At 67.3% G+C, this 20,364-nt stretch carries 24 protein-coding genes; 13 read left to right on the top strand and 11 right to left on the bottom strand.

Annotated features, from left to right (window positions below; all coding sequences use genetic code 11):
- The first annotated feature begins 47 nt into the window (after nucleotides 1-47).
- On the top strand, nucleotides 48-1,274 hold the full coding sequence (locus ACQPYY_RS17165; RefSeq protein WP_433594508.1) for a serine hydrolase domain-containing protein: 1,227 nt from the start codon (nucleotides 48-50) through the stop codon (nucleotides 1,272-1,274).
- Here ACQPYY_RS17165 and ACQPYY_RS17170 read toward each other — a convergent pair.
- Complete coding sequence (locus ACQPYY_RS17170; RefSeq protein WP_379099307.1) at nucleotides 1,271-1,621, bottom strand: hypothetical protein; 351 nt, start codon at nucleotides 1,619-1,621, stop codon at nucleotides 1,271-1,273. The genes ACQPYY_RS17165 and ACQPYY_RS17170 overlap by 4 nt on opposite strands.
- Nucleotides 1,622-1,691: 70 nt before the next feature.
- On the bottom strand, nucleotides 1,692-2,204 hold the full coding sequence (locus tag ACQPYY_RS17175) for a dethiobiotin synthetase (protein ID WP_433594509.1): 513 nt from the start codon (nucleotides 2,202-2,204) through the stop codon (nucleotides 1,692-1,694).
- A 113-nt stretch (nucleotides 2,205-2,317) separates the two neighbouring features.
- Here ACQPYY_RS17175 and ACQPYY_RS17180 point away from each other — a divergent pair, with 113 nt between their 5' ends.
- Together ACQPYY_RS17180 and ACQPYY_RS17185 are read left to right on the top strand one after the other, a co-directional pair.
- The gene (locus tag ACQPYY_RS17180; RefSeq protein ID WP_433594510.1) at nucleotides 2,318-3,262 is read left to right on the top strand and encodes a MerR family transcriptional regulator; all 945 of its coding nucleotides are present in this window, start codon (nucleotides 2,318-2,320) and stop codon (nucleotides 3,260-3,262) included.
- A 2-nt stretch (nucleotides 3,263-3,264) separates the two neighbouring features.
- Nucleotides 3,265-3,594, top strand: coding sequence for a thioredoxin family protein (locus ACQPYY_RS17185; RefSeq protein ID WP_379099316.1), 330 nt, complete (start codon nucleotides 3,265-3,267; stop codon nucleotides 3,592-3,594).
- On the opposite strand, the gene ACQPYY_RS17190 is transcribed toward ACQPYY_RS17185, so the two are convergent.
- Complete coding sequence (locus tag ACQPYY_RS17190; RefSeq protein ID WP_433594511.1) at nucleotides 3,591-4,307, bottom strand: MerR family transcriptional regulator; 717 nt, start codon at nucleotides 4,305-4,307, stop codon at nucleotides 3,591-3,593. The two genes, ACQPYY_RS17185 and ACQPYY_RS17190, sit on opposite strands and share 4 nt — an antisense overlap.
- A gap of 59 nt (nucleotides 4,308-4,366) precedes the next feature.
- Here ACQPYY_RS17190 and ACQPYY_RS17195 point away from each other — a divergent pair, with 59 nt between their 5' ends.
- Nucleotides 4,367-4,807, top strand: coding sequence for a DUF6194 family protein (locus ACQPYY_RS17195; protein ID WP_433594512.1), 441 nt, complete (start codon nucleotides 4,367-4,369; stop codon nucleotides 4,805-4,807).
- A 69-nt stretch (nucleotides 4,808-4,876) separates the two neighbouring features.
- Nucleotides 4,877-6,346: a potassium transporter gene (locus ACQPYY_RS17200; protein WP_433594513.1), complete on the top strand. Its 1,470-nt coding sequence runs from the start codon at nucleotides 4,877-4,879 to the stop codon at nucleotides 6,344-6,346.
- A 210-nt stretch (nucleotides 6,347-6,556) separates the two neighbouring features.
- On the opposite strand, the gene ACQPYY_RS17205 is transcribed toward ACQPYY_RS17200, so the two are convergent.
- A complete protein-coding gene (locus ACQPYY_RS17205; RefSeq protein ID WP_433594514.1) occupies nucleotides 6,557-7,240 on the bottom strand; it encodes a TetR/AcrR family transcriptional regulator in 684 nt (227 codons plus the stop codon).
- A 108-nt stretch (nucleotides 7,241-7,348) separates the two neighbouring features.
- Between ACQPYY_RS17205 and ACQPYY_RS17210 the strand changes: the two genes are divergently transcribed.
- On the top strand, nucleotides 7,349-8,371 hold the full coding sequence (locus tag ACQPYY_RS17210) for a hypothetical protein (protein ID WP_433594515.1): 1,023 nt from the start codon (nucleotides 7,349-7,351) through the stop codon (nucleotides 8,369-8,371).
- 120 nt (nucleotides 8,372-8,491) lie between these two features.
- Here the strand turns inward: ACQPYY_RS17210 and ACQPYY_RS17215 are convergent, their stop codons facing one another.
- Together ACQPYY_RS17215 and ACQPYY_RS17220 are read right to left on the bottom strand one after the other, a co-directional pair.
- Nucleotides 8,492-8,860, bottom strand: a complete 369-nt coding sequence (locus ACQPYY_RS17215) for an antibiotic biosynthesis monooxygenase family protein (protein ID WP_379099336.1) — start codon at nucleotides 8,858-8,860, stop codon at nucleotides 8,492-8,494.
- A gap of 51 nt (nucleotides 8,861-8,911) precedes the next feature.
- Entirely contained in the window at nucleotides 8,912-9,337 is a 426-nt protein-coding gene (locus ACQPYY_RS17220) for a DUF2871 domain-containing protein (protein ID WP_433594516.1), read from the bottom strand.
- Nucleotides 9,338-9,571: 234 nt separating this feature from the next.
- Here ACQPYY_RS17220 and ACQPYY_RS17225 point away from each other — a divergent pair, with 234 nt between their 5' ends.
- Entirely contained in the window at nucleotides 9,572-10,186 is a 615-nt protein-coding gene (locus ACQPYY_RS17225) for a TetR/AcrR family transcriptional regulator (protein ID WP_433594517.1), read from the top strand.
- A gap of 109 nt (nucleotides 10,187-10,295) precedes the next feature.
- Nucleotides 10,296-11,567: a vWA domain-containing protein gene (locus tag ACQPYY_RS17230; RefSeq protein WP_433594518.1), complete on the top strand. Its 1,272-nt coding sequence runs from the start codon at nucleotides 10,296-10,298 to the stop codon at nucleotides 11,565-11,567.
- A gap of 19 nt (nucleotides 11,568-11,586) precedes the next feature.
- Here the strand turns inward: ACQPYY_RS17230 and ACQPYY_RS17235 are convergent, their stop codons facing one another.
- The gene (locus ACQPYY_RS17235) at nucleotides 11,587-11,973 is read right to left on the bottom strand and encodes a hypothetical protein (protein ID WP_433594519.1); all 387 of its coding nucleotides are present in this window, start codon (nucleotides 11,971-11,973) and stop codon (nucleotides 11,587-11,589) included.
- Nucleotides 11,974-12,491: 518 nt separating this feature from the next.
- On the opposite strand from ACQPYY_RS17235, the gene ACQPYY_RS17240 reads away from it, so the two are divergent.
- From ACQPYY_RS17240 to ACQPYY_RS17250, 3 genes are all read left to right on the top strand, one after another.
- Nucleotides 12,492-13,424 carry a hypothetical protein gene (locus ACQPYY_RS17240; protein WP_433594520.1) on the top strand — a complete coding sequence of 311 codons (933 nt, stop codon included), beginning with the start codon at nucleotides 12,492-12,494 and terminating at the stop codon, nucleotides 13,422-13,424.
- 330 nt (nucleotides 13,425-13,754) lie between these two features.
- Entirely contained in the window at nucleotides 13,755-14,240 is a 486-nt protein-coding gene (locus tag ACQPYY_RS17245) for a hypothetical protein (RefSeq protein WP_433594521.1), read from the top strand.
- A gap of 116 nt (nucleotides 14,241-14,356) precedes the next feature.
- On the top strand, nucleotides 14,357-15,142 hold the full coding sequence (locus tag ACQPYY_RS17250; RefSeq protein ID WP_433594522.1) for an SAM-dependent methyltransferase: 786 nt from the start codon (nucleotides 14,357-14,359) through the stop codon (nucleotides 15,140-15,142).
- Between the two features lie 58 nt (nucleotides 15,143-15,200).
- Here ACQPYY_RS17250 and ACQPYY_RS17255 read toward each other — a convergent pair whose 3' ends face one another.
- On the bottom strand, nucleotides 15,201-15,668 hold the full coding sequence (locus ACQPYY_RS17255; RefSeq protein WP_433594523.1) for a VOC family protein: 468 nt from the start codon (nucleotides 15,666-15,668) through the stop codon (nucleotides 15,201-15,203).
- An 82-nt stretch (nucleotides 15,669-15,750) separates the two neighbouring features.
- Here ACQPYY_RS17255 and ACQPYY_RS17260 point away from each other — a divergent pair, with 82 nt between their 5' ends.
- The gene (locus ACQPYY_RS17260; protein ID WP_433594524.1) at nucleotides 15,751-16,779 is read left to right on the top strand and encodes a helix-turn-helix transcriptional regulator; all 1,029 of its coding nucleotides are present in this window, start codon (nucleotides 15,751-15,753) and stop codon (nucleotides 16,777-16,779) included.
- Nucleotides 16,780-16,900: 121 nt separating this feature from the next.
- Here the strand turns inward: ACQPYY_RS17260 and ACQPYY_RS17265 are convergent, their stop codons facing one another.
- The gene (locus ACQPYY_RS17265) at nucleotides 16,901-17,509 is read right to left on the bottom strand and encodes a GNAT family N-acetyltransferase (RefSeq protein ID WP_433594525.1); all 609 of its coding nucleotides are present in this window, start codon (nucleotides 17,507-17,509) and stop codon (nucleotides 16,901-16,903) included.
- 4 nt (nucleotides 17,510-17,513) lie between these two features.
- Entirely contained in the window at nucleotides 17,514-18,470 is a 957-nt protein-coding gene (locus tag ACQPYY_RS17270) for an MBL fold metallo-hydrolase (protein ID WP_433594526.1), read from the bottom strand.
- Nucleotides 18,471-18,517: 47 nt separating this feature from the next.
- Between ACQPYY_RS17270 and ACQPYY_RS17275 the strand changes: the two genes are divergently transcribed.
- A complete protein-coding gene (locus ACQPYY_RS17275; RefSeq protein ID WP_433594527.1) occupies nucleotides 18,518-18,940 on the top strand; it encodes a MerR family transcriptional regulator in 423 nt (140 codons plus the stop codon).
- On the opposite strand, the gene ACQPYY_RS17280 is transcribed toward ACQPYY_RS17275, so the two are convergent.
- A complete protein-coding gene (locus ACQPYY_RS17280) occupies nucleotides 18,937-20,253 on the bottom strand; it encodes a cytochrome P450 (protein WP_433594528.1) in 1,317 nt (438 codons plus the stop codon). The genes ACQPYY_RS17275 and ACQPYY_RS17280 overlap by 4 nt on opposite strands.
- Nucleotides 20,254-20,364 lie beyond the last annotated feature (111 nt).

Raw genomic sequence — 20,364 nt, forward strand, 5'->3', positions numbered from 1 at the left:
CCGAGCTGGGAGCTTCCTGGGAACCAAGATCTCCCTATGCTGGTCGCATGACCCCTCCGATGACGGCGCTGGTGCGGATCGACCCCGACCTCGACGCCGTGACCACGATCGGTCCCGAATCCGACCCCGCCGTCGCCGGCCTCCCGGGGGGCGACATCGAGGCGATCTGGCGGTCCGTGCAGGACTGGTATCGGATGGGCACCACGCCCGCCATCCAGGTGTGCCTGCGCCACCGCGGGCACATCGTCCTGAACCGGGCCATCGGCTACGGCTGGGGCAACGCCCCGAAGGACGCACCGGATGCCGACAAGCGGCTGGTGACGCCCGATTCGCCGTTCTGTGGCTTCTCCACGGCCAAAGGCGTAGCCGCGGCGGTGATGTTCATGCTCATCGAACAGGGCGCGTTCGCCTTGGACGACCGGGTGTGCGACTACGTGCCGGAGTTCAGCAGCCACGGCAAGGATCGCATCACCATCGGCGACGTCATGTCGCACTCCGCGGGCGTCCCGTTCATCACCCCGCCCTACCGCGGCTCCGAACTCGTCCTCGACGAAGAACTCGCGGTGCGCGGCCTCGCCGATCTCGTTCCGAGCTGGCGGCCCAACCGTTTCCGCGTCTACCACGCCATGACCGGCGGCCTGATCCAGCGACTCCTGGTGCAGCGCGCCACCGGGCGGGCCATGCGCGACCACCTGCGCGAGCAGGTCCTCGAACCGCTCGGCTTCCGCTGGAACAACTTCGGCGTCCGGCCCGAGGACGTGGACAGTGTGGTCCCCAGCGTGCGGGTCGGCCCCGGCCCGTCCAAGGTGTGGCGTCACCTCGCCGGTCGCGCCCTCGGCGGCGGCCTGTCCGGCCCCACCGACGAATCCGCCGCCCGCGCCTTCCTGACCGCGGAACTCCCCTCCGGCAACCTCGTCACCACCGCCACCGAGCTGTCGCGCTTCTACGAAATCCTGGCCCGCGGCGGCGAACTCGACGGTGTCCGGATCATGCGGCCCGACACCGTGGCCGCGGCGACCCGTCCGGCCCGCCGGCTGCCGGGCGTCGCGGGCCGGGTATCGGTGGCGGGCTACGAATTGGGCGCGCGCCGTTCCAAATTCGGCCCCGACACCGGCTCCCATTTCGGCCGCAGCGGACTCACCACCCAGTACGGCTGGGCCGACCCCGCGCGCAGCCTCGCCGGCGCGATCCTGACCAGCGGCAAGGCCCAGGCCGACGCCGACCGGCCGTGGCGGCTGGTCGCCCAGATCTCCACGGCGGTCCGGCCTGTCTAGCCGGCGGAGGCCAGCGCCGCGCGAGCCGCGGCGAACCATTCCTGGGTGCCGACCAGGCCGGCGGCGATGTCCTTGCGGGCGCCGTTGAAGCCGTAGAGGTTGCCGGCGTAGCGGGTGAGTACGGAGCCCTCGTGCTCGTCGAGTTCCTCGAGGACGGCGGCGTCCCCGAGCAGGTAGGCGACGTCGGCCAGTTCGGTGGGGGACCACTCCTCTCGGTAGTCGTCCCAACCGTGCTGCTTGACGGCGAGGGCGCGCTCGACCAGGGTCGCCTTCAAAGCCGCGCGGTCCGCGTCGGTGGGCTGCCGTGATGTGAGGTGGTCCCAGTTGATCCGTTCTGCGTCGGCCATTCGCTCATTGTCGCATCGTGGGGTTCGCGCTCCGCGCCACGGCGATGGTCGCCGGTCGATCCCGGCCGCGTCACGGTGCGCCGGTGAGGTGACGCCGGAACTCGGTGGCGGCGGTGAGCGCCAGGTCGACGGCTTCCGCCGGCGTGGTGGCGACGGCCGCGCCCGCGACGGGTGCACCGGCGGCGTCGAGGACCTGCCAGCCACCGATCGTCACGACGGGCACACCGCGGCCGTTCGCCAGCGCGTATTCGGACAGCGTGCCCCAGGAGCCGCCGACCACGACGACCGCGTCCGCGGACCCGACCAGGACAGCGTTTCGGGCTGCGCCCATGTTGGTGTACAGCACCGCGGACACGCCGGCGCAGACGGCGGCCGGGTCGGTGTCGGGGCGTACAGCGATGACCAAACCGCCCGCAGCCGAGGCGCCTTCGGCGACCGCGGCCATCACGCCGGTGCCGCCGCCGCACAGCACGGTGGCACCGGCCTCGGCCAGCAGCCGGCCGATCTCACGGGCATGGGTGGTGTCTGCGTCGGTGGCGTCACGCGGTCCGCAGACCGCTACCTGGATAGGCGGCACGGCCATGGGTCGCTCCTGCTCGTCTCGGCGGCGCATCTCGTCATCAGACTAGGCCGGTCCCGGTATTCACAGGTGGCGGGTTGACCTTGCCCCTAGGGGCAGCATTTAGATTCGGCGTCATGCGGATTGGTGAAGTCGCTCGGCTGGCGGAAGTCAGTCCGAAAGCGATCCGGCGGTACGAGGCGCTGGGATTGGTGGCTCCGGCCCGGCAGGCGAACGGGTATCGCGAGTACGACGACGACACGATTCGGCTGGTGCGCGAGATCCGTGTGCTCAATCGGCTCGGGATTCCGGTGGAGGAGACCCGCCCGTTTCTGGAATGCCTGGTGGCGGGCGGCGAGCACGGTGACGACTGCCCGGAGTCGCTGGCCGAGTATCACCGAGCCATCGACGATCTGACCGCACAGATCGAGGCGCTGACCGCCCGCAGGGACGGTCTGATCCAGCGACTGCGGGAGGCCTCGTATCGGCGCAGCGACGCCGTTCCCGTTCCGGGCCCGGACGATCTGATGAAGCTACCGGCTGATCTGGTGGCGCCGATCGACGACGGTGCGGCCGCACACTTGGCCGGAGTGCGCGTGCCCGCGGTGTCGATCGACGATTCCAGCGGCGAGCGAATCGATCTCGCCGCGCTCGACCCCGGACGCACCGTCATCCACCTCTACCCGCTGACCGGCCGACCCGACGCCGACATCCCCGCCGGATGGAATGACATCCCGGGGGCCCGCGGCTGCACGCCCCAGTCCTGCGGCTTCCGAGACCACTACACCGAGCTGCGCGCCGCGGGCGTCGACCGGCTCTTCGGCCTGTCCAGCCAGACCACAAGCTATCAGCACGAGGTCGTCACTCGATTGGGGCTGCCGTTCACGATGCTGTCCGACCCGGACTTCAGGGTGGCCGACGCACTGTCGCTGCCGACCTTCGATTTCGACGGCACCCGGCTCTACAAGCGGCTGACCCTGGTCATCCGCGACGGCGTGATCGAGCACGTCTTCTACCCCGTTTTCCCGCCCGACCGACACGCCGCCGAACTCCTGCGCTGGCTCCACGAGAAGGAATCCTGACCATGACCGAGATAACCCGCGTCACCGACGAGAGCTTCGAGCGACAGGTACTGGCCCGCAAGGGAACCGTCCTGGTGGATTTCACGGCCGAGTGGTGCCCGCCCTGCCACATGATCAAGCCCGTGCTCGCTCAGATCGCCGACGAGCGGTCCGACACCTTGACCATCTACACGCTCGACACCGACGAAAACCCCACGGCCGTGCGGGATTACCGAATCATGTCGCAGCCGACCCTGCTGCTCTTCCGCGACGGTCACCTGCTCCGCACCCTCGTCGGCGCGCGATCCAAGACCAAGCTCCTCGCCGAACTCGATGCCGCGCTGCAAGGCTAGGCCCGAGACCGCAGGGCGCGCAGCTCGGCGGCTCCGTCGAGCAAGGCCAGCGAACGGGATTCGATGCTGGCATCCCGGACCGCCAGCCGCTCCAGCACCTCGTTCCAGCGGCGCGCGCTCCGGAATTCGGCCATGAGGATGGCCAGGGCCGGGATGCCGTACCCGGCTCGGCGGAGCTGGTGCACGATGCGCGCGTCACGGACGTCGGCGGGTGCGTAGACGCGTGCGTCTCGAGGAACGGCGCGACCCGGGGTCACCAATCCTGTTGTGTCCCAATGCCGCAAGGTCGAGGGGCGGATGCCGAGACCAGCGGCGAGCTCGGAGACGCTCATCGAGTCCGAACCACGGACCTCGGTGATGGGTTCCTCGCTGATGTGGCGGACGGCTGCCCGGGTCGCCTCGAGATCACGGCGTTCGGTGTCGAGGCCGGCGTGCGCGGCGTCGAGCAGGGCGAGCATGCGCGCGGGGGAGTCGTGCTGGGCGGCGCGGACGATGTCCTTGGCCACCACGGGCCCGGTTCCGGCCGCGAGCGCGCGGTAAGCCCGAGCCGCCACGACATGACGGTGGTCGTAGACCCGGTACCCGGTCGGCGTCCGTGTCGCGGGCGGCAGGACGCCATCACGTTCGAGATTGCGGATCTGCTGAACCGAATACCCCGCGCGGCGCGCCACATCGGCGGTCCGCAGAACAGCGGAGTTGCGACTTTCGACCACCTCACCTCGGCTTTCCTCACCCAAGTCTCCACAAGCACTTCGGGTCCACGATAGAACTCATGGATATCGAGCAGATCACCGAGTACATCGAGTCCCTGGACGGCGTCCTGACCCTCGCGCCGGGCCCGGACAGCGCCTTCCCCGAGATCGCCTGGGGCGACAGGTTCTTCTACTACGCCCCCGACGGCCAGGTCCCCGCCCGAACCCAGCCGTTCGCCACGATCATCACCAAGGACTACCCCGACGACGCGACCTCGCAGTTGAACCGCCCGGGCCTCTTCCGCCTCAATATCAGTGTCGGGCGGGACGCCTTCATCGCCCGGTTGGGGCATACGCCGCGTGAGAGCGCCGACCACCGGCACGACCCCGCCGAGGTCGACTCCCTGTTCCCCCATCCGGTCTATGCGGGTGCCGCCTGGCTGTCGATCATCAACCCGGACACCACGGCCCCGGTGGCCAGGGATTTGCTTACCCTCGCCCACGACCGCGCGCGGACGTGACGGCAGGTCGACTATTCGTTGACATCCGTGGCCGTGGGTGTTCTCATCAGAGGTAACTGGGGGTTGCCGATGAGCACATCTGACGTGAATCCAGGGCATGGCGAGACCTGCGATGTATGCATCGTCGGGGCGGGGATCGTCGGGCTCAATGCCCTCTACGTCGCGAGTCGCTACCTGAGCCCCGATCAGAAAGTCATTCTCGTGGACCGGCATCCACGAGCCGGCGGGATGTGGGTCGACGCCTATCCCTACGTTCGGTTGCATCAGCCCCATCCACTGTTCACCGCGGGCGACATCAAGTGGACGATCGGCAAGGAACGCTCCTACCTCGCGACGAAGAGCGAGGTACTGGAGCATTTCCAGCACTGCATGCGGGTGATCGGACAACGCGTTCGGGTCGAGGAGTACTTCGGCTTCGACTACCGGTCGCATGAGGAGACCAGCGGCGGCGTGCGGATCACCTGTGCCGGTCCCGACGGCACGCCACTCGTGATCACCGCGACCAAACTGATCAAAGCGTTCGGCACCAATGTGACGCCGCTGGAACCACTCCAGGTGTCGAGCACCCGGATGCGGTCGGTATCACCCAACTATTGCGACGTGCGCGCCGATGACATGGCCGCCAGCGATGCGCCGGTGTGGATCATCGGCGGCGGCAAGACCGCCATGGACACCGCGGCGGCACTGATCACCGCTTCCCCCGGACGGGAGGTCAACCTGGTTGCCGGGCCGGGAACCGTCTTCATCAATCGCGACCGGATCCTGCCGCGCGGGGCACGCCGCTGGTGGGGCGGCGGCATGCCGAACCGGTTGTTCATCGACATCGCACGCCATTTCGACGGAACCAACGAGCCCGAGGTTCAGGATTGGCTGCTGCGTACCGCCGGGCTGGCGGTGACCCCGCACCCGAACAACTTCTTCGCGGGCCTGTTGTCGGAGTCGGAGCAGCGGACCATTCGCGAGGGACTGAACACGGTGGTCATGGATCACCTCGAGGACGCGGTCGACCGCAACGGTTCCGTTGAATTGCAATTCCGTAGCGGCAATTCCACCGAGACCACCGCCGGCAGCTGGCTCGTGAACTGCACCGGCTATCTGCTGCACACGAGCACCCCCTACGAGCCGTACGTCTCGCCCAGCGGATCGGTGCTGTCGATCCAGACCCGTTCGGCGACATTCGGATTCCTGTCGTTCGCCGGCTACTTCCTCACCCACCTGATGTTCCGCGACAAGCTCCGTGAGCTGCCGCTGTACGCCGTCGACGGCGACGACCTGCGAACGAAGACGGCCACCGCCGCCGCCCTCACCTACGGCGCCCTGACCCTGCACCTCTACAACCTGAGCCTCATCTACGACGCGCTCGGACCGTCGGTGTTCCTCCGCTGCGGACTCGACTTCGACCGCTGGTATCCCATGCACCGCCGCCTCGGCGACACCGCTCACTTCGTCCGCACCCACCACCACGACCAAGACCACAACCGCCGAACCCTCGACACCCTCCGCGACCGATTCGCCGCCCGCTGCGGCCCGATCGTCTGAACCGACCCAGCCGATCCTGTTGTGCGGGCGGTCAACGCCTGTCGATCGAGAGAATCGAGTTCTCCACCACGCTCTACGACCACGCCACCGCTCTTGCCCGCCAGCATCCGGGCGTCCTGCTGCCCAATGAGGCATGCGATACCCGAACACCGGCGAATACGCCGTCAGTGACGAATCATCCACCGGGGTAGAGAAGCTCTCACGCCCGAGCTAGGAACGAACGTGATCGGGACCGTGACTCGTCGGAGTGCGCGCTGCGGAACCTGCCCTGGTCTCCGCGTCGTCGAGCGCGGGCACGAGTGGGGCGAGCGCGGCGCGCAGCAGATCGGACAGCGAGCCGGACACCACGACGAAGCCTGCGATGGCGGTGTCGGAGGCGGGCTGTAGCCATTGTTCGAGCGCGACCCGGATGGCGGCGGCCACCCCGGCGGCGAGTACCGGGGCGGTGAATTCGTCGATGGCGCCCAGGCGTTCGGTGATCGCGGCGGCAAGAGGTTTCGAGATCGCGCCCGTGGTTCCGAGGAACACTTCGCGGAGCGCCGGATGCGTGGTGATCAATAGCACTGCGTCGCGGCGGGTTTCGCCCGGGTCGATGTACTCCGTCAGAACCGCGGCGATGATCGCGTCCGCGAGACCCACCTCGGGGGCTCGGGCGGTGACGGCCGCGGCGACCCGGGCGTCCCGCTCGCCGGTGACGGCCGCGACGATCGCCTGGTCGCGGCTGGAGAAGTAGTTGTTGTAGGTGCGCGGCGAGACGCCGGCCGCCTCGGCGATGTCCTCGACGCGCATATTGTCCGGCCCCTGTTCGAGGGCCAGTCGTAGCGCGGCTTCCCGGAGGGCCTCGCGGGTGGCCTGCTTCTTGCGCTCGCGCAATCCTGCGGGTCGCGGTGTCACGACCCGATCCTGCCATACAAAGGTGCGTGTACGAAATATTGCGTGCACGCATGTTTCGTGGTTAGCCTGGCGTCGACCGAACCGCCCGATCGACAGAAGGGATCGCACATGCGAGCCAAGGGAATGACCTATGACACCGGGTTCATCGCGAACGGCCACACGTCACGACAGGACTTCGACCCCGACGTTGTCCGCCGGGAGTTGGCGATCATCCGAGACGACCTGCACTGCACGGCCGTTCAGATTGTCGGAGGCGATGCCGACCGGCTCGACGTGGCGGCGCGGCATGCCGCGGAACTGGGTCTCGAGGTGTGGTTCTCGCCCTACCCGCTGGAACGGACGGCTGCGGAGATCCTGGCCTTGTTCGCGGATTGTGCGCGACGGGCCGAGCGGCTGCGGGCGTCCGGAGCCGAGGTCGTATTCGTCACCGGAGTCGAGCTGAGCCTGATGAATCGGGAGTTCCTGCCCGGCGACTCTGTCTGGGAGAGGCTCGAATTCCTGCTCGGCGATCCCGAGACCCGCGGTGAGCGGCTGGCCGAGGTGATCGGTCGTCTCGACAGGTTCCTGGGGGAGGCCGTGGCGGTGGTGCGTGAGCACTTCGCAGGCAAGCTCACCTACTGCGCCATCCCGTTCGAGCGGATCGACTGGACCCCCTTCGACATCATGTCGATCGAGCTCATTCGCTCCGCCGAGGTGGCCGACCGATTCCGGGCCGGGGTGCGCGACCTGGTCGCCCAGGGAAAGCCGCTGGCGATCACCGGTTTCGGCACCGCCACCTGGCAAGGCGCGGCCGATATCGCGCCACGCAGCAACGAAATCGTCGAATACGACGCCACCGGCGCCCCGATCCGATTGACGGGCAGCTTCATCCGGGACGAGACCGAACAAGCCGCCTACCTCTCCGAACTGCTCGAGATCTTCGACACCGAAGCCGTCGACAGCACCTTCGTATTCCTCTTCGCGCTGCACAGCCACCCGCACCGCCCCGACGGCGATCCCCGCGACGACCTGGACCTGGCCAGCCTCGGCATCGTCAAAGTCCTGGAGCACACCCACGGCGACACCTACCCGGACATGCCATGGGAACCGAAGCAGGCCTTCGCCGCCGTCGCTCGGTCCTACAGCGCCTGACTACAGCGCACTGATTTCGCCACCCTCGCCGCGTGGATCAGTGCCTCTGGGACAGACGACCGAACCTGATCCGATCGTTGAGGCGGCCGTATTCGCCCGCCTCAGCGATCGGGGTGATGGTCAGGCGCCGCAGATTCCCTCGACGGCGAGCTTCTGGAATGCGGTTGGGTAGGTGATGATTCCGTCGGGGTACTTGGCTGCGCCTTGATGGAACTGTGGGTTGGAGAGGGCTGCCAGGAGGGCCGCGGAGGATTCCCAGACCGCGATATTGGCGAAGAGTTGGCTGCCGCCGAATCCGCGGTGCATTTGGGTGGAGACGAAGCCGGGTTGTGACTTCATGAAGGAAGCGTCTTCGGTCCAGATCTTCAGGAAGTCATCGGCCAGGTCGGCGGGGACGACGAAGATGTTGATGACGTTGATCGGGCCGGTGTTCTCCTGGAGCTGGACAGGGAGCGGGACCGTGGGGTCCAGTGCCTGGAATTGGATCATTGGTTCATCCTTTCGTGCTGACTTCATTCGTAAATCTGGTGTGCCCGTGCGTCATACGTGGGCGGGTACTTCCTGACGGGCCGTCGCCGGGCGATACAGGCAGACGAAGAACAGTGTGAATCCGATGGTCAGGAGGATGTGGCCGCCGCCGGACATGTGGGCAAGGAACCCGCTCTCGGGTTGGCCCTTGACGGTTCGCATGCCGATCAGCGTCATACAGGTCACCGACCAGAGGACGCCTGTGTTGTACGTCCAGAAGAACCAGCCGTACAGCCGCTGGGAGGAAATGGCGAACTGCTTGTCCAAAGCCAGGACAATGAGAAAGAACAGCGTGCCGAGCGACAACAGATGCGTATGGGTGATCGCGAGTTCGGTCTTCCCGGTGAAATTGTGGGACTTCGTGAAATCGCGATAGAACAACCCGGACAGCAGTCCGAGGACGGTGTAGAGGGTCGCCGCGAAGTAGAGCTGTTTCATCGAGTTCCTTGTCGGAGTGTGGGGTGCCGGCCTCCCCTGGGCGCCCTGCCCGATCCTTGCGGCCGGTCGGCCATCATGACGACCACCACTCTAGAACAGATGATCAGTAAATGGAACAACGTTCTAGTGAGTGGATCGATGATCAACTAGACTCGGCGTAGTACGAGCACGTCGAAGCTGATGGGCTCGATACGCTGACTGACCACAGGTGTGGTTGTTGGACAGGAGGAGTAGATGTCGGCGGAGCAATCCGGCGTGGTCCGCTTGCGTGATCGACGTGAGCAACTGACGCTGCGGATCATCCTGACCACCGCCCGCCGGCTCTTCGCCGAGAGCGGTTACACGGGCACGTCGATTCGGCACATCGCCCGCGAGGCCGGGGTCGCGCCGCAAACGATCTACTCGCACTTCGGTTCCAAGGCCGGAGTGCTGCGAGGGCTGATCGACCTGCTCGAGGAAGAAGCGGGTTTGATCGATCTGCGAGCCGAGTCCCAGCACCTCGACGATTCCCTGGAGTTGATTCAGGTGCTGGCCAAGGGAAGCCGACAGGTCCGCGAGCGGTGTGGTGACATCCTCACGCTGCTGCACTCCGGCGCCAGCATCGACGCCGACATCGCCAATGCCAGGGCAGAAGCCATGCGCCGCAACCGCATCGAAATCGACGCGGTCATCGCGCAGATTCGCGATGCCGGTAGAAACCTCGACGCCAACGCCACCGATGTCGCCATCGCGCTGATGACAGACGACGTCTACCACAGCCTGGTCACCGACGCCGGCTGGACGCCCGCGGCGTACGAGCGATGGCTCACGAACTCGCTCGCGGTCCTGCTGTCGCACTCGCAGCCGTAAGCCAACTCAGCACGCGGATTCCGCAGGACCGTAACCATTCGCCGAGAAGCAGGGTGCGCGAATGGTTACGGTGAACGGGAACCGTCTACCTGGATCGAGAGCCGACCTGATGACCGAGTCTCCACTGATGCTGACCAAGGGGCAGAACGCCGAAGTAGCGACGGCCGCGGTGGTGATCGCTGTGAGCGTCCCGGCCCCGGTGGACATTTCGGCACTGCTGGTCACCGCTGCGGGGAAGGTCCGCTCGGATGCCGACTTCGTGTTCTACAACCAGCCTGACGCATCCGGTGTCCACCTGTCGGCGGGAACCCTGCGGGTGGATCTGAGTCAAGTACCGGCCGAGATCGCGCAGATCCGGGCGGTGGTCACCCTCGATGATCAGCACGCGTCCTTCGGCGCCTATCCGCCACCCACCGCAACTCTCGCGGATGCCGCCGGAAAGCCGTTGTACGACTACCGGATCGACGGCCTCGGCAGGGAATCCGTGATCGTGGCGATCGAACTGTACCGTCGCGGTTCGGGCTGGAAGGTGCGTGCTGTCGGGCAGGGTTATGCGGGCGGCTTCGCGGATCTGATCACCGATCACGGTGTCGTCGTCGATCAACCGGCGATCGGCTCCGCCACGGCGACGCCTGCGCCCGAGCCGATCGCGTCGGTGCGGTCTATGCCGGGTGAGGCGAAGTTGTCGCTCGAGAAGCGGCAGGTTCTGGATCTGCGCAAACGCGAAGTGGTCAAGGTATTGCTGACCAAGGGCGCACAAGGCGTGCGGGCAAGGGTGATCCTGGTGATCGACAAGACCGGGAGTATGGCCGGGCTCTATAAGCGCAAGGTCGTGCACCAGGTGGTGGAGCGGATGATCCCGGTCGCCATTCAACTCGACGACAACGGTGCGCTCGAGCCGTTCCTCTACGGCCAGAAGTACGCGAAGCTGCCCGATATCACCGTCGAGGACGCCGAGCGGTGGTGCGCGACGTTCCTGCACCTGAACGGCGTGCACGCGGGCATCGACTACCGGCACATCGGCGCGGTGAATGACGAGATCCCGATCATGCAGGCGATTCTCGGGTCGCTGCAGAACACCGGCCAGCCGACGCTCGTTTTGTTCTTCACCGACGGCGGGTTCAGCAAACGCCGCGAGATCACCCAACTCATGCGTGCCGCGTCGCGGGCGCCCGCCTTCTGGCAGTTCATCGGGCTGGGGCCCAACAACTTCGGGATCCTGACCAAACTCGACGATCTCGATGGCCGGGTGGTCGACAACGCGGGCTTCTTCGCCGTGCGCGACATCGATCAGCTCTCCGACGCCGAGCTGTACCGTTTGCTGCTCAGCGAATTCCCCTCCTGGTTGCGGGCCGCACGCCAGGCCGGCGTGCTGCGCTGATCGATACCGTCTTCGGCTGTTATCCGGCAGGGCACGAGCCGAGCCACCAGACGTCGTGTGTAGTCCAGGGTTGACTGTGCCCAGACACACGCAAGCAGACGTTGTCGTGGAACTTCACCATCAGGCTCCCGTCGTCCTCGACGGTGACGTCGTGAACGGTCTGGTTGAGCACTTCGGCCAGGCGTAGCAGCCTGAGTTTCTCATCGTCCTCTTCCGCAGGGACCGGGACAGCGGGGCCCGGTATCACGGTGAAACTGCTGTCGATGTAGAGGCGGACTTCCTGCGGAGATGCCTCGTCACGATGATCGGCGAATGTCACGTACGGCCAGGCTTGCCGAATGCCGATTTCGACGACGAAGCGTTCGCGCAGGAGGGCGGGGGCATCGTCGTGGTTCAGGTTGAGCATCCAGGTCCTATCCGTCGATGCGATGTGGTCGGTACGACGAGAATCTACGGTCCGTCGGTCGCGGCTACGCAGCAGCGTGGACGGCTGCGACACCAGCAGACTCGGGAATTGGTACGGGCGTGCATGCGAGCACAGTTTTTCGGGGGATACGTTGGGGTTTCGTAACGTTGGCTGCGACCAAACGTAAACGTATTGTTTGCGACGTCGATTGGGGAAGTGGGGAATCCTGACCCCCGATAAGGTTCACTTATCGGAGGTCAGACTCGGATCGATTGGTTTGGGGCAGATCAGGTTTCGTTTCGTGTTGTTCCGTTGGAAGTGACGGAACCAACGCTACGATTTGCGACGTGACGAGTACTTGCAACTACCCGGGGTGTACGAAACCGATCACGCGCGGCGGAGGGCCGGGGCGGCCGTCGGAATACTGTGAGCACCCCGAGCACACGCGGTGGAGGGCTTGGCGGGAGCGGCAGCGGCAGCAGGCGGGGGAGGGGGAAGGGCCGGTCGCCAATGTCACTGTGACGCAACAGGGGCCGGTGACCGTGGCTCGGCTACGGGCGGATGAGCTGCTCGGACAGTTTCGGGCGATCGCCGAACAGCTGGGTACGACGTTGAATACGGCGGTGGCGGAGCTGTCCACCCTGGCCGACCCGGCGGTGGCTGAGGCGCAGGTCCAGGCCGTGCAGGCCGATGCGGCGCGGCGGATTGCCGAGGCGGAGATGGCGACCGTGGTGGCCGAGCAGGCGCGGCGGGAGGGCGACGAGGCCAGGGCCGCGGCGGATTCGGCGGCCGAGGACGCGGCGCTCGCTGCGGAGGAAGCCGAGGGGCGGATCGCGGAGGCGCTGGCGGCGCGCGATGACGCGCTGCGGGAAGTCGCGCGGGTGACCAAGCAGGCCGCCGATGATGTGTTCGCGGCGCGGGCCGAGGCGGAGGCCGAGATCCGCACCATCCGCAGGGAATCCAGCGAGGATGTCGAGCGGGCCCGGCAGCAGGCGAGCGAGGACATCGAGTTGGCGCGCACCAAGGCGGCGGCCGAGATCGAGCAGGTGCGGAGGGATTCGGCGCAGCGGATCACCGCGGCGGGCGCGGAGCGGGATCTGGCGGTGCAGCGCGCCGCCGATGCCGAGCGCACCATCGAACGCGCAGAAGCCGCGGTGGCGGAACGCAGCCAGGTGGTCGCCGAAACGCGGTCGGTACTGGAACAGACGCGCACCGATCTCGAACGCGCCAGGACCGAACTCGCCGATGTCCGCCGACAAGCCGCCGCCGATATCGGCACCGTCCGTGCGGAAGCCAAAGCCGCACTGGACCAGGCGCATCAGGAGTCCGCCGCCCGCATCGCGGCGCTCGATGACGCGCGGGCCCAGACCCTGGCGCGGGCCGCCCGCGCCGAGCAACAACTCGACGCCCTCCTCGCAACCCGAAACGAACAGCCCGAGCCCTCCAAGTAGCCCCTTACACCATGCAGCCCCGTTGCGGGGGACAGAGAAATTGAGGGCACCGCTCCGATGGTGAACCGGAGATTCGCCTCCTAAGGTCGGAGCGGGGGCCTCCGCCCCCGAGTTGTCTTGTCGCGCAGCGGATGTGTCGGGGCTGGGGCTGCGGTGAATTCGGGAGGAAGCATGTCCGCGATTGCGGATCGGTGTGGCCGGGTGCGTGCGGGGAAGGGTGTCGGCGCGGCGGCGGTATTGATGTTGACGGCCGTGTTGACACTGGCGGCAGGGTGTTCCTCGGACGATTCGAAGACCTCATCGGCGACGACGACCAAACCGTCCATCAGTGTGACGGCCACCAGTGTGGTACCGACGAGTTCCGGTGCGCCGGTGGCGAGTCCGGGTGGCGGGAACCCGGGCGGTGGCAATCCCGGCGGTGGTAACCCGGTAGCGAACTCGCCGCAGCAGCCGCAGGACGTGGCACCCGGTGACGCGCCGCCGCCCGAGCCCGCTCCGGCTCCCGGCGGCGTCGACCACTACGTGAAGTGCACAGACAAGATCAACTACGCCGGCGACCCGCGCAGCAACGCCGAAATCAATCTGCTCGGTGAGCAACACGGTGGCGACTGCCCGGTTCCGATTACCGCCGCCGCAACCGCGACGACAACCCCACCGGCGACGACCTCCACCGATCCGGCGCCCACCGTCACGTCCACCACGGTTGCTCCGACCACCACGGCGGCGGAGACGACGTCTCCGCAAACCGGTACGGCCGCAGCGACTCCCACCGCCGACCCGGCCACCACGCCGGCCGCCGCGACCGTCCAGAAATAGCTCGGACCCACCCCTTGTGACACCTGGTGCCGTTTGCGAATATGACGCAAGATTTCCTGGTGGATAGCGGTATCGTCGGTGGGGAAAGAGGGGTGTGACACTTGAACATCAACGCCATGCGAGCACGGCAGTCCCGGCCGAGCGTGGCACGCGTATACAGCTACGTCCTCGGCGGGCGCGACAATTACGGTGTCGACAAGGATCTCGGTGACTACTTCATCGAGGATCTACCCGGGTCGGAAAAGTTGGCCATCACCAATCGCGACGCAGTGCTGCGCGCCGCGAAGGCCATGGCGGACGCGGGAATCCGGCAGATCATCGATATGGGCTGCGGACTTCCGGCGGCCGTGAACGTGCACGAGGTGGTACGGCAGGTCTACCCGGAGGCCCACGTCGTGTACGTCGACGACGATCCGTTCGTGGTGGCCCACGGCCGGGCGCTGCTCGCCGTCGACGACGGAATCACGGTGCTGGAAGCCGATATTCGCGATCCGGCGGGTATCGAGAACAACGCCGAGGTGCAGCGGCTCATCAACTTCGACGAGCCGGTCGGCCTGCTCTTCGCCATGACGCTGAGTTTCGTCAATGACGAAGAGAATCCGACCTCTGTGGTCCAGTACTGGGCGGATCGGATCGCTTCCGGCAGCCGGATCTACCTGTCGCACTTCCGAACCGGAACCTCGCGCGAGGCGATCGCGACCGCGAGCAAGATCCTGGAAGCCTTCGGCCGTGGACGCTTCCGCACCGACGACGAGATCCGCGCCTGTTTCGGAACGCTCGCGCTCGACGAGGACGATCTGCGCCCGTGCGTCCAGTGGCGTGGGGAGGACTCCGAAGGGGACCAGCCCGAGCTGACGGTCTGGGAACAGCTGGTGGTCGGCGGCATGGCCCGCAAGCCCTGATCGCCGCACACGAGGATGCACCGGTAGCGACCAGCTGCCGGTGCATCGTCATTTCTGGTCAGGGCTGGGTGTCATCGACTGCGACGTCGAGGATCCAGGTGATGCCGAAACGATCGCGCAGCATCCCGAACCCGGGCGTCCATGGGGCTGCGGCGAACTCCTCGATGACCGTCGCACCGTCGGCGAGGAGCTTCCACAACGCGCCGGCTTCCTCGACGGTGTCGCCGCGCACGGACAGGAAGAACGGTTCCGTGGTGATGGTGGTGCCGTTTTCGCGGCGGGTGGTCGGCGCGTAGTCGGCGACCGGTTCGTCCGGGCCGGGCACGTCGTATGCCATGACCCGGAACCCGTTGTCGGCGGAGACCTGGCCGAACACCACATTGCTCGCACCCGGCGCCTCCGCGGGCATCCCGAAGTCGCCGTAGGTGGCGATCGAGATCTGCCCACCGAACACCGACTGGTAGAACTCCAGAGCCGCACGAGCCTGCCCGTGGAAATTCAGGTGGGCGACAGCGTTGACCGACATGATGGCCTGTCCTTTCACGCATGGTTCGCCGCCGGAGGCTTCCGGCAACGGAATTCACTCTCGCAGTAGTACAGGACAGGGAATGTCCGCTATTCGTGGCAATCTGGCGACCATGCCGACCGCCACCTCGACGGCAACCTCCCGTCGCCTGCTCTCGTTGTTGTCACTGCTCCAGGTCCGCCGCGCCTGGCCCGGCGGCCTGCTCGCCCAGCGGCTCGGTGTCAGCGAACGCACCGTGCGCCGCGACGTCGATCGGCTCCGTGAGCTCGGGTACCTCGTCCACGCGGTCAAGGGACCTGAGGGCGGCTACCGGCTCGACGCAGGCAGCGAGCTGCCACCACTGCTGTTCGATGACGAACAGGCGATCGCTCTCGCGGTGGCGTTGCGGATCGCGGTCGGGGCTGGAGCGGGTGTCGAAGAGGCCGCGGCACGAGCGCTCACGACCGTCCGCCAGGTCCTGCCCAAGCGGCTGCGTCACCGCATCGACGCCCTCGAGATCACCGCGGTCGAATCGGTCGGGCGCGGCATCGGGGCCCGTGTCGACACCGACGCCCTGCTCACGTTGAGCGCGGCCATCCGAGCCGCTGAGGAGCTGCGGTTCGACTATCGGACGCCGATGCCCGCAGCCGACGCCAGCCCGCGGCCGCCGCGGCGAGTGCAACCCCACCACCTCGTGATCCGGGGCGGACGCTGGTACCTGATCGGATGGAGTCCACAGCGGGCGGACTGGCGCATCTACCGCGTCGACCGGATGGTGTTGCGCACTCCCAACGGACCGCGCTTCACACCCCAGCCACTGCCGGGCCGCGACGTCGCCACCTTCGTCGCGGGCCGGTTCAAAGGCTCCGACAGCGCGAACAATTGGCGGTGCCGCGGCGAGGTGATCCTCGACCTCCCCGCCGCACAGGTGGCGCCTTTCGCCGCTGACGGCGTCGCCGAGGAACTCGGGCCCGCCCGCACCCGACTGCTGATCGGATCCTGGTCGTGGGCAGGGCTGGCGGCCATGCTGGCCAGGTTCGACGCCGAGGTCGAAGTCGTCGGCCCGCAGGCGCTCCGTGACGCGTTCGCTGATCTGTCCCACCGCGCCGAGCGCGCCGCACGAGGTCGCTGACGCAAAGTCCAACGGACGCAAAGGTCTTCGGTCCGGCATGCCGAACGCAGCATGGCCGCCGTCCGACGGGTGTGGCTGACGTTCGTGTGGGGCACCGAGATTGGATGAACGACCGTTGTCGTCAGCGGGGCGTACGCCACATCGGCCACAACGGCGGGCCGCCTCGGGTGGCGTCCAGGGTGCCGGTGACCTCGAAGCCGAATCGCTCGTAGTACGGCACGTTGTCGGGTTTGCTGGATTCCAGGTACGCGGGCAGGCCCTCCTGGTCGCAGCGATCCAGACGCGAATTGAGCAGGGCCCGCCCGAATCCCTGTCCGCGAACACCAGGCAGGGTTCCGAGGACGGCCAGATACCAGTGCGGTTCACGGGGGTGCGCCCGCGCCATCGTCTCCGAGAGCCGGCCGGCGGTCAGCAGCCGGTGCCGGAAGGCGAACAGCAGCCCGGGCAGCTGACGCCGGGTCGCGCTCTCCGGGGCGTGCCAGTGCCCGGGCGGTGCCCAGAGTGCCGCGCCCACGATGGAATTGGCGTCGTTGCAGGCCACCTCCACCCCACCCAGGGGGATGAAGTGGTGGCGGGCCATCGCGGTGAACAATGCGGCGGCGCGGCGAGCGCGGGTGGCGTCGTCGCGGATGAGCCATGCGGTGATCGGATCGTCGGAAAAGGCGATGCCGAGCACTCGCGCCAATTCCGGAATGTCGGATAGCTGGGCCGGACGTACGGTGATCCCCATGGGTTCACGGTAGCGGCTCGGCGACCTCCGCATCGGGCGCTGCCAGCAGCAGGGCGGCGTCGTGATCGTGGGTGGGGATCACCGGAACGAGGCGTTGCGCCAGGTGGAGGCGGTGGAGGGTTTTGAAGGTGGCGTCGCGGTCGTGGTCCATGAAGACGCCCGGATAGGTGGCCTTCTGCCGGATTCGGTCGATTTGCAGGGTGTGCCAGGCGGCGTCGCCGGCGAGGAGTTTCCAGCCGTGCGTCGTATGGGCGAGAACGCCGATGCTGCCGGGTGTGTGTCCGCCGAGGTCGACCAGGACGACGCTGCCGTCTCCGAAGAGGTCGTGGCTGCGGGTGAAGGTGAGGATCGGGGGACCGTCGAGGTCGTACTCCTGGTGGGGACGGTCGACGAGGGAGTCGCGGACGCCGCCCACGGGCGCGACGGGACCGGTCATGACCCAATCTCGCTCGACGCTGTGCAGGTGGACGGGCAGGCCCGGCAGGTCGAGCAGACCGCACACATGATCCCAGTGGGCATGAGTGGGCAGCGCGAAGTCCAGTGCGGGCAGGCCCGGTTGGGCTTGCAGGGCCGTGGCGGTCGCAACGGTCTCGGCCGGCGGACGCGCGACCGGGCGGATCACGGCGGGCAGTTGCGCGATGGCGCGGTGCTCGGCGTCGACGCAGAAGCCCGGGTCCACGATGAAGGTGGCCTCCGGGTGCTGGATGACGAAGGAGCTCAGCGCGCTGGTGATGCGGCGCGGAGTGGAGACGCCTTCCACGACGACCTGGGTCGGAACCGGGCGGGGGACGTTGGTCAGAGCCGTCACGGTGACGGTGCGCTCGGTGCGGGGGAGTCCCGCATCGGTGATCGAGCGCAGGAACCGTTGGTCGGCGGGCCGTGGCCGGACCGCGCCGTGGAGGGAACCGATTGCGGCGGTGCAGCATTGCATGAGCGTGGGCTTGCGTACTGGATCGGACATGGAGGAACGCTAATACTTAAGGTCGACATGAAGTAAAGGGGAGAATCGTGACCACAGCGCAGGACATGAGAATCGGTGACGCCGCCGCGGCACTCGGTGTGGAGACGCACGTGCTGCGGCATTGGGAATCGGTGGGCCTGCTCGCCCCGCCACGCAGTCCGTCGGGCCACCGCAGCTACAACGAGGACATTCTCGACTACGCCCGCGCGATCCTGACGCTGCAGCGAACCGGCCTGTCGCTGAGCCAGATCCGGCAGCTCGGACTCAGCGAGCACACCGATCGGCGGGCCATCATCAACGACCGCCGCGCCGAGGTGCGCGAGCGCATCGCGTTGCTCGAGGCCACGGACCACTTCCTCGAGCATATGCTCGCCTGCCGTCACGCCATCATCAGCGAATGCGACGAGTGCTCGGCGTACGTGGCGCAGGCCCACGTGCGACGCGCACCCGAATTCCCGGACCGCGGTTAAGGGAGCGGGGAGACCACGACCGGAGCACCGTGGGCCGGAACGTGCGTGATGTTCCGGATCCGCACGGGCTCGCCGGTCTTGCCCTGCGGCAGCGAAAGCCGGTAGCGGGTGAGGATCTCCCGCAGCACCGCCGTTCCCTCCATCAGTGAGAACCCGGCTCCGATGCACCGCCGCACGCCGCCGCCGAACGGCAACCAGGTGTTGGGCGTGACCGACCCGTCGAGGAATCGCTCGGGCCGGAACGCGATGGCGTCCGGGAAGGCTTCGGCGCGTTCGTGCGCCAGGATGATCGAGGTGGCGATGACCGTGCCCCGCGGCAGGTGGTATCCGCCGATGGTCAGGTCGCGGGTGAGCTTGCGGCCGGTGCCGGCGATGACCGTGTGCAGCCGCATCGACTCCTTCAACACCGCTTCGAGGTACTTCTCGTCCTCGTCGTGAGCCGCGCGGCGGGCCTGGGTCTGGATCTCGGGATTGGCGGCCAGCTCGTGGCAGGTCCAGGACAGCGCGGACGCGGTCGTCTCGTGCCCGGCCAGCAGCAGGGTGATCAGCTGGTCGCGCAGTTCGGCGTCGGTCAGCGGTGCGTCGTCGGGGTTCTCGCCGGATCCGGCGGCCAGCAGCCGGGACAGCACATCGTCGCGCGCGTCCAGGTTCGGCTGCGCCCGGCGCTCCGCGATCTCGCGGTAGAGCAGCTCGTCGATGGCGGATTGGGTGGCGCGGAACCGCTTCCACATGCCGCGCCGCGCCAGGAACGGGTACTTCCAGCCGAACATGATGATCGGACTGACGTTCACGACCTCGCGCAATCGCGGCACCAGGGCGGCCCGGCGGGCTTCGTCGGCCATACCGAACACCACCTGCATGATGACATCGAGCGTCAGGTCGTTCATGCGGTCCAGGGTGTGCAGGGTCGTGCCCGGAACCCAGCGGTCGACATGGGTTTTCGCGATGTCGTCGACCAGCGCCCGGTAGCCGCGCAGCGAGGATCCCACGAAGGCGGGCATGAGCAGTCGCCGCGCGCGGGCGTGCTCGTCCTCGTCGGTGATCAGCAGCGAGTGCTCGCCCAGGATCTCGGCCAGCAGCCGATTGCCCTCTCCGGCGTGCAGGTCCGCAGGGTCGCCGGCGAAGATCTCGCGGATGTGCTCGGGCCGGGTGAACACGACCAGGTTCTCGGCGTACGGCGCGGCCAGATGCAGGGTGAAGGTGTCCCCGTGCCGGCGGGCGGCCGACCGGACCAGCGGTCCGCGCCATTTGGTGTAGATGGCGGTCTGCACGATGGGCGGCAGGGCCGGTCCGGGTGGAAAGGTGGTGGTCACGTAGCCGGTTCCCTCCAGTCGCGCCGCCTCGCCGCGGCTGAAACGCTCGCGTACCAGCCTAGAACGCGGGCCGCCGCAGCGGAATCGGCGAACGGATCAGGACCGCCCCTG

The organism is Nocardia sp. CA-145437, from assembly GCF_050956485.1.
Lineage (GTDB): Bacteria > Actinomycetota > Actinomycetes > Mycobacteriales > Mycobacteriaceae > Nocardia.

What these genes read in the sequence shown, in the direction of transcription:
- ACQPYY_RS17165 (WP_433594508.1), top strand. Translation starts at nt 48, where the DNA reads ATGACCCCTCCGATGACGGCGCTGGTGCGGATCGACCCCGACCTCGAC.
- ACQPYY_RS17170 (WP_379099307.1), bottom strand. Translation starts at nt 1,621, where the DNA reads ATGGCCGACGCAGAACGGATCAACTGGGACCACCTCACATCACGGCAG.
- ACQPYY_RS17175 (WP_433594509.1), bottom strand. Translation starts at nt 2,204, where the DNA reads ATGGCCGTGCCGCCTATCCAGGTAGCGGTCTGCGGACCGCGTGACGCC.
- ACQPYY_RS17180 (WP_433594510.1), top strand. Translation starts at nt 2,318, where the DNA reads ATGCGGATTGGTGAAGTCGCTCGGCTGGCGGAAGTCAGTCCGAAAGCG.
- ACQPYY_RS17185 (WP_379099316.1), top strand. Translation starts at nt 3,265, where the DNA reads ATGACCGAGATAACCCGCGTCACCGACGAGAGCTTCGAGCGACAGGTA.
- ACQPYY_RS17195 (WP_433594512.1), top strand. Translation starts at nt 4,367, where the DNA reads ATGGATATCGAGCAGATCACCGAGTACATCGAGTCCCTGGACGGCGTC.
- ACQPYY_RS17200 (WP_433594513.1), top strand. Translation starts at nt 4,877, where the DNA reads ATGAGCACATCTGACGTGAATCCAGGGCATGGCGAGACCTGCGATGTA.
- ACQPYY_RS17210 (WP_433594515.1), top strand. Translation starts at nt 7,349, where the DNA reads ATGCGAGCCAAGGGAATGACCTATGACACCGGGTTCATCGCGAACGGC.
- ACQPYY_RS17215 (WP_379099336.1), bottom strand. Translation starts at nt 8,860, where the DNA reads ATGATCCAATTCCAGGCACTGGACCCCACGGTCCCGCTCCCTGTCCAG.
- ACQPYY_RS17220 (WP_433594516.1), bottom strand. Translation starts at nt 9,337, where the DNA reads ATGAAACAGCTCTACTTCGCGGCGACCCTCTACACCGTCCTCGGACTG.
- ACQPYY_RS17225 (WP_433594517.1), top strand. Translation starts at nt 9,572, where the DNA reads ATGTCGGCGGAGCAATCCGGCGTGGTCCGCTTGCGTGATCGACGTGAG.
- ACQPYY_RS17230 (WP_433594518.1), top strand. Translation starts at nt 10,296, where the DNA reads ATGACCGAGTCTCCACTGATGCTGACCAAGGGGCAGAACGCCGAAGTA.
- ACQPYY_RS17235 (WP_433594519.1), bottom strand. Translation starts at nt 11,973, where the DNA reads ATGCTCAACCTGAACCACGACGATGCCCCCGCCCTCCTGCGCGAACGC.
- ACQPYY_RS17250 (WP_433594522.1), top strand. Translation starts at nt 14,357, where the DNA reads ATGCGAGCACGGCAGTCCCGGCCGAGCGTGGCACGCGTATACAGCTAC.
- ACQPYY_RS17255 (WP_433594523.1), bottom strand. Translation starts at nt 15,668, where the DNA reads ATGTCGGTCAACGCTGTCGCCCACCTGAATTTCCACGGGCAGGCTCGT.
- ACQPYY_RS17260 (WP_433594524.1), top strand. Translation starts at nt 15,751, where the DNA reads ATGTCCGCTATTCGTGGCAATCTGGCGACCATGCCGACCGCCACCTCG.
- ACQPYY_RS17265 (WP_433594525.1), bottom strand. Translation starts at nt 17,509, where the DNA reads ATGGGGATCACCGTACGTCCGGCCCAGCTATCCGACATTCCGGAATTG.
- ACQPYY_RS17270 (WP_433594526.1), bottom strand. Translation starts at nt 18,470, where the DNA reads ATGTCCGATCCAGTACGCAAGCCCACGCTCATGCAATGCTGCACCGCC.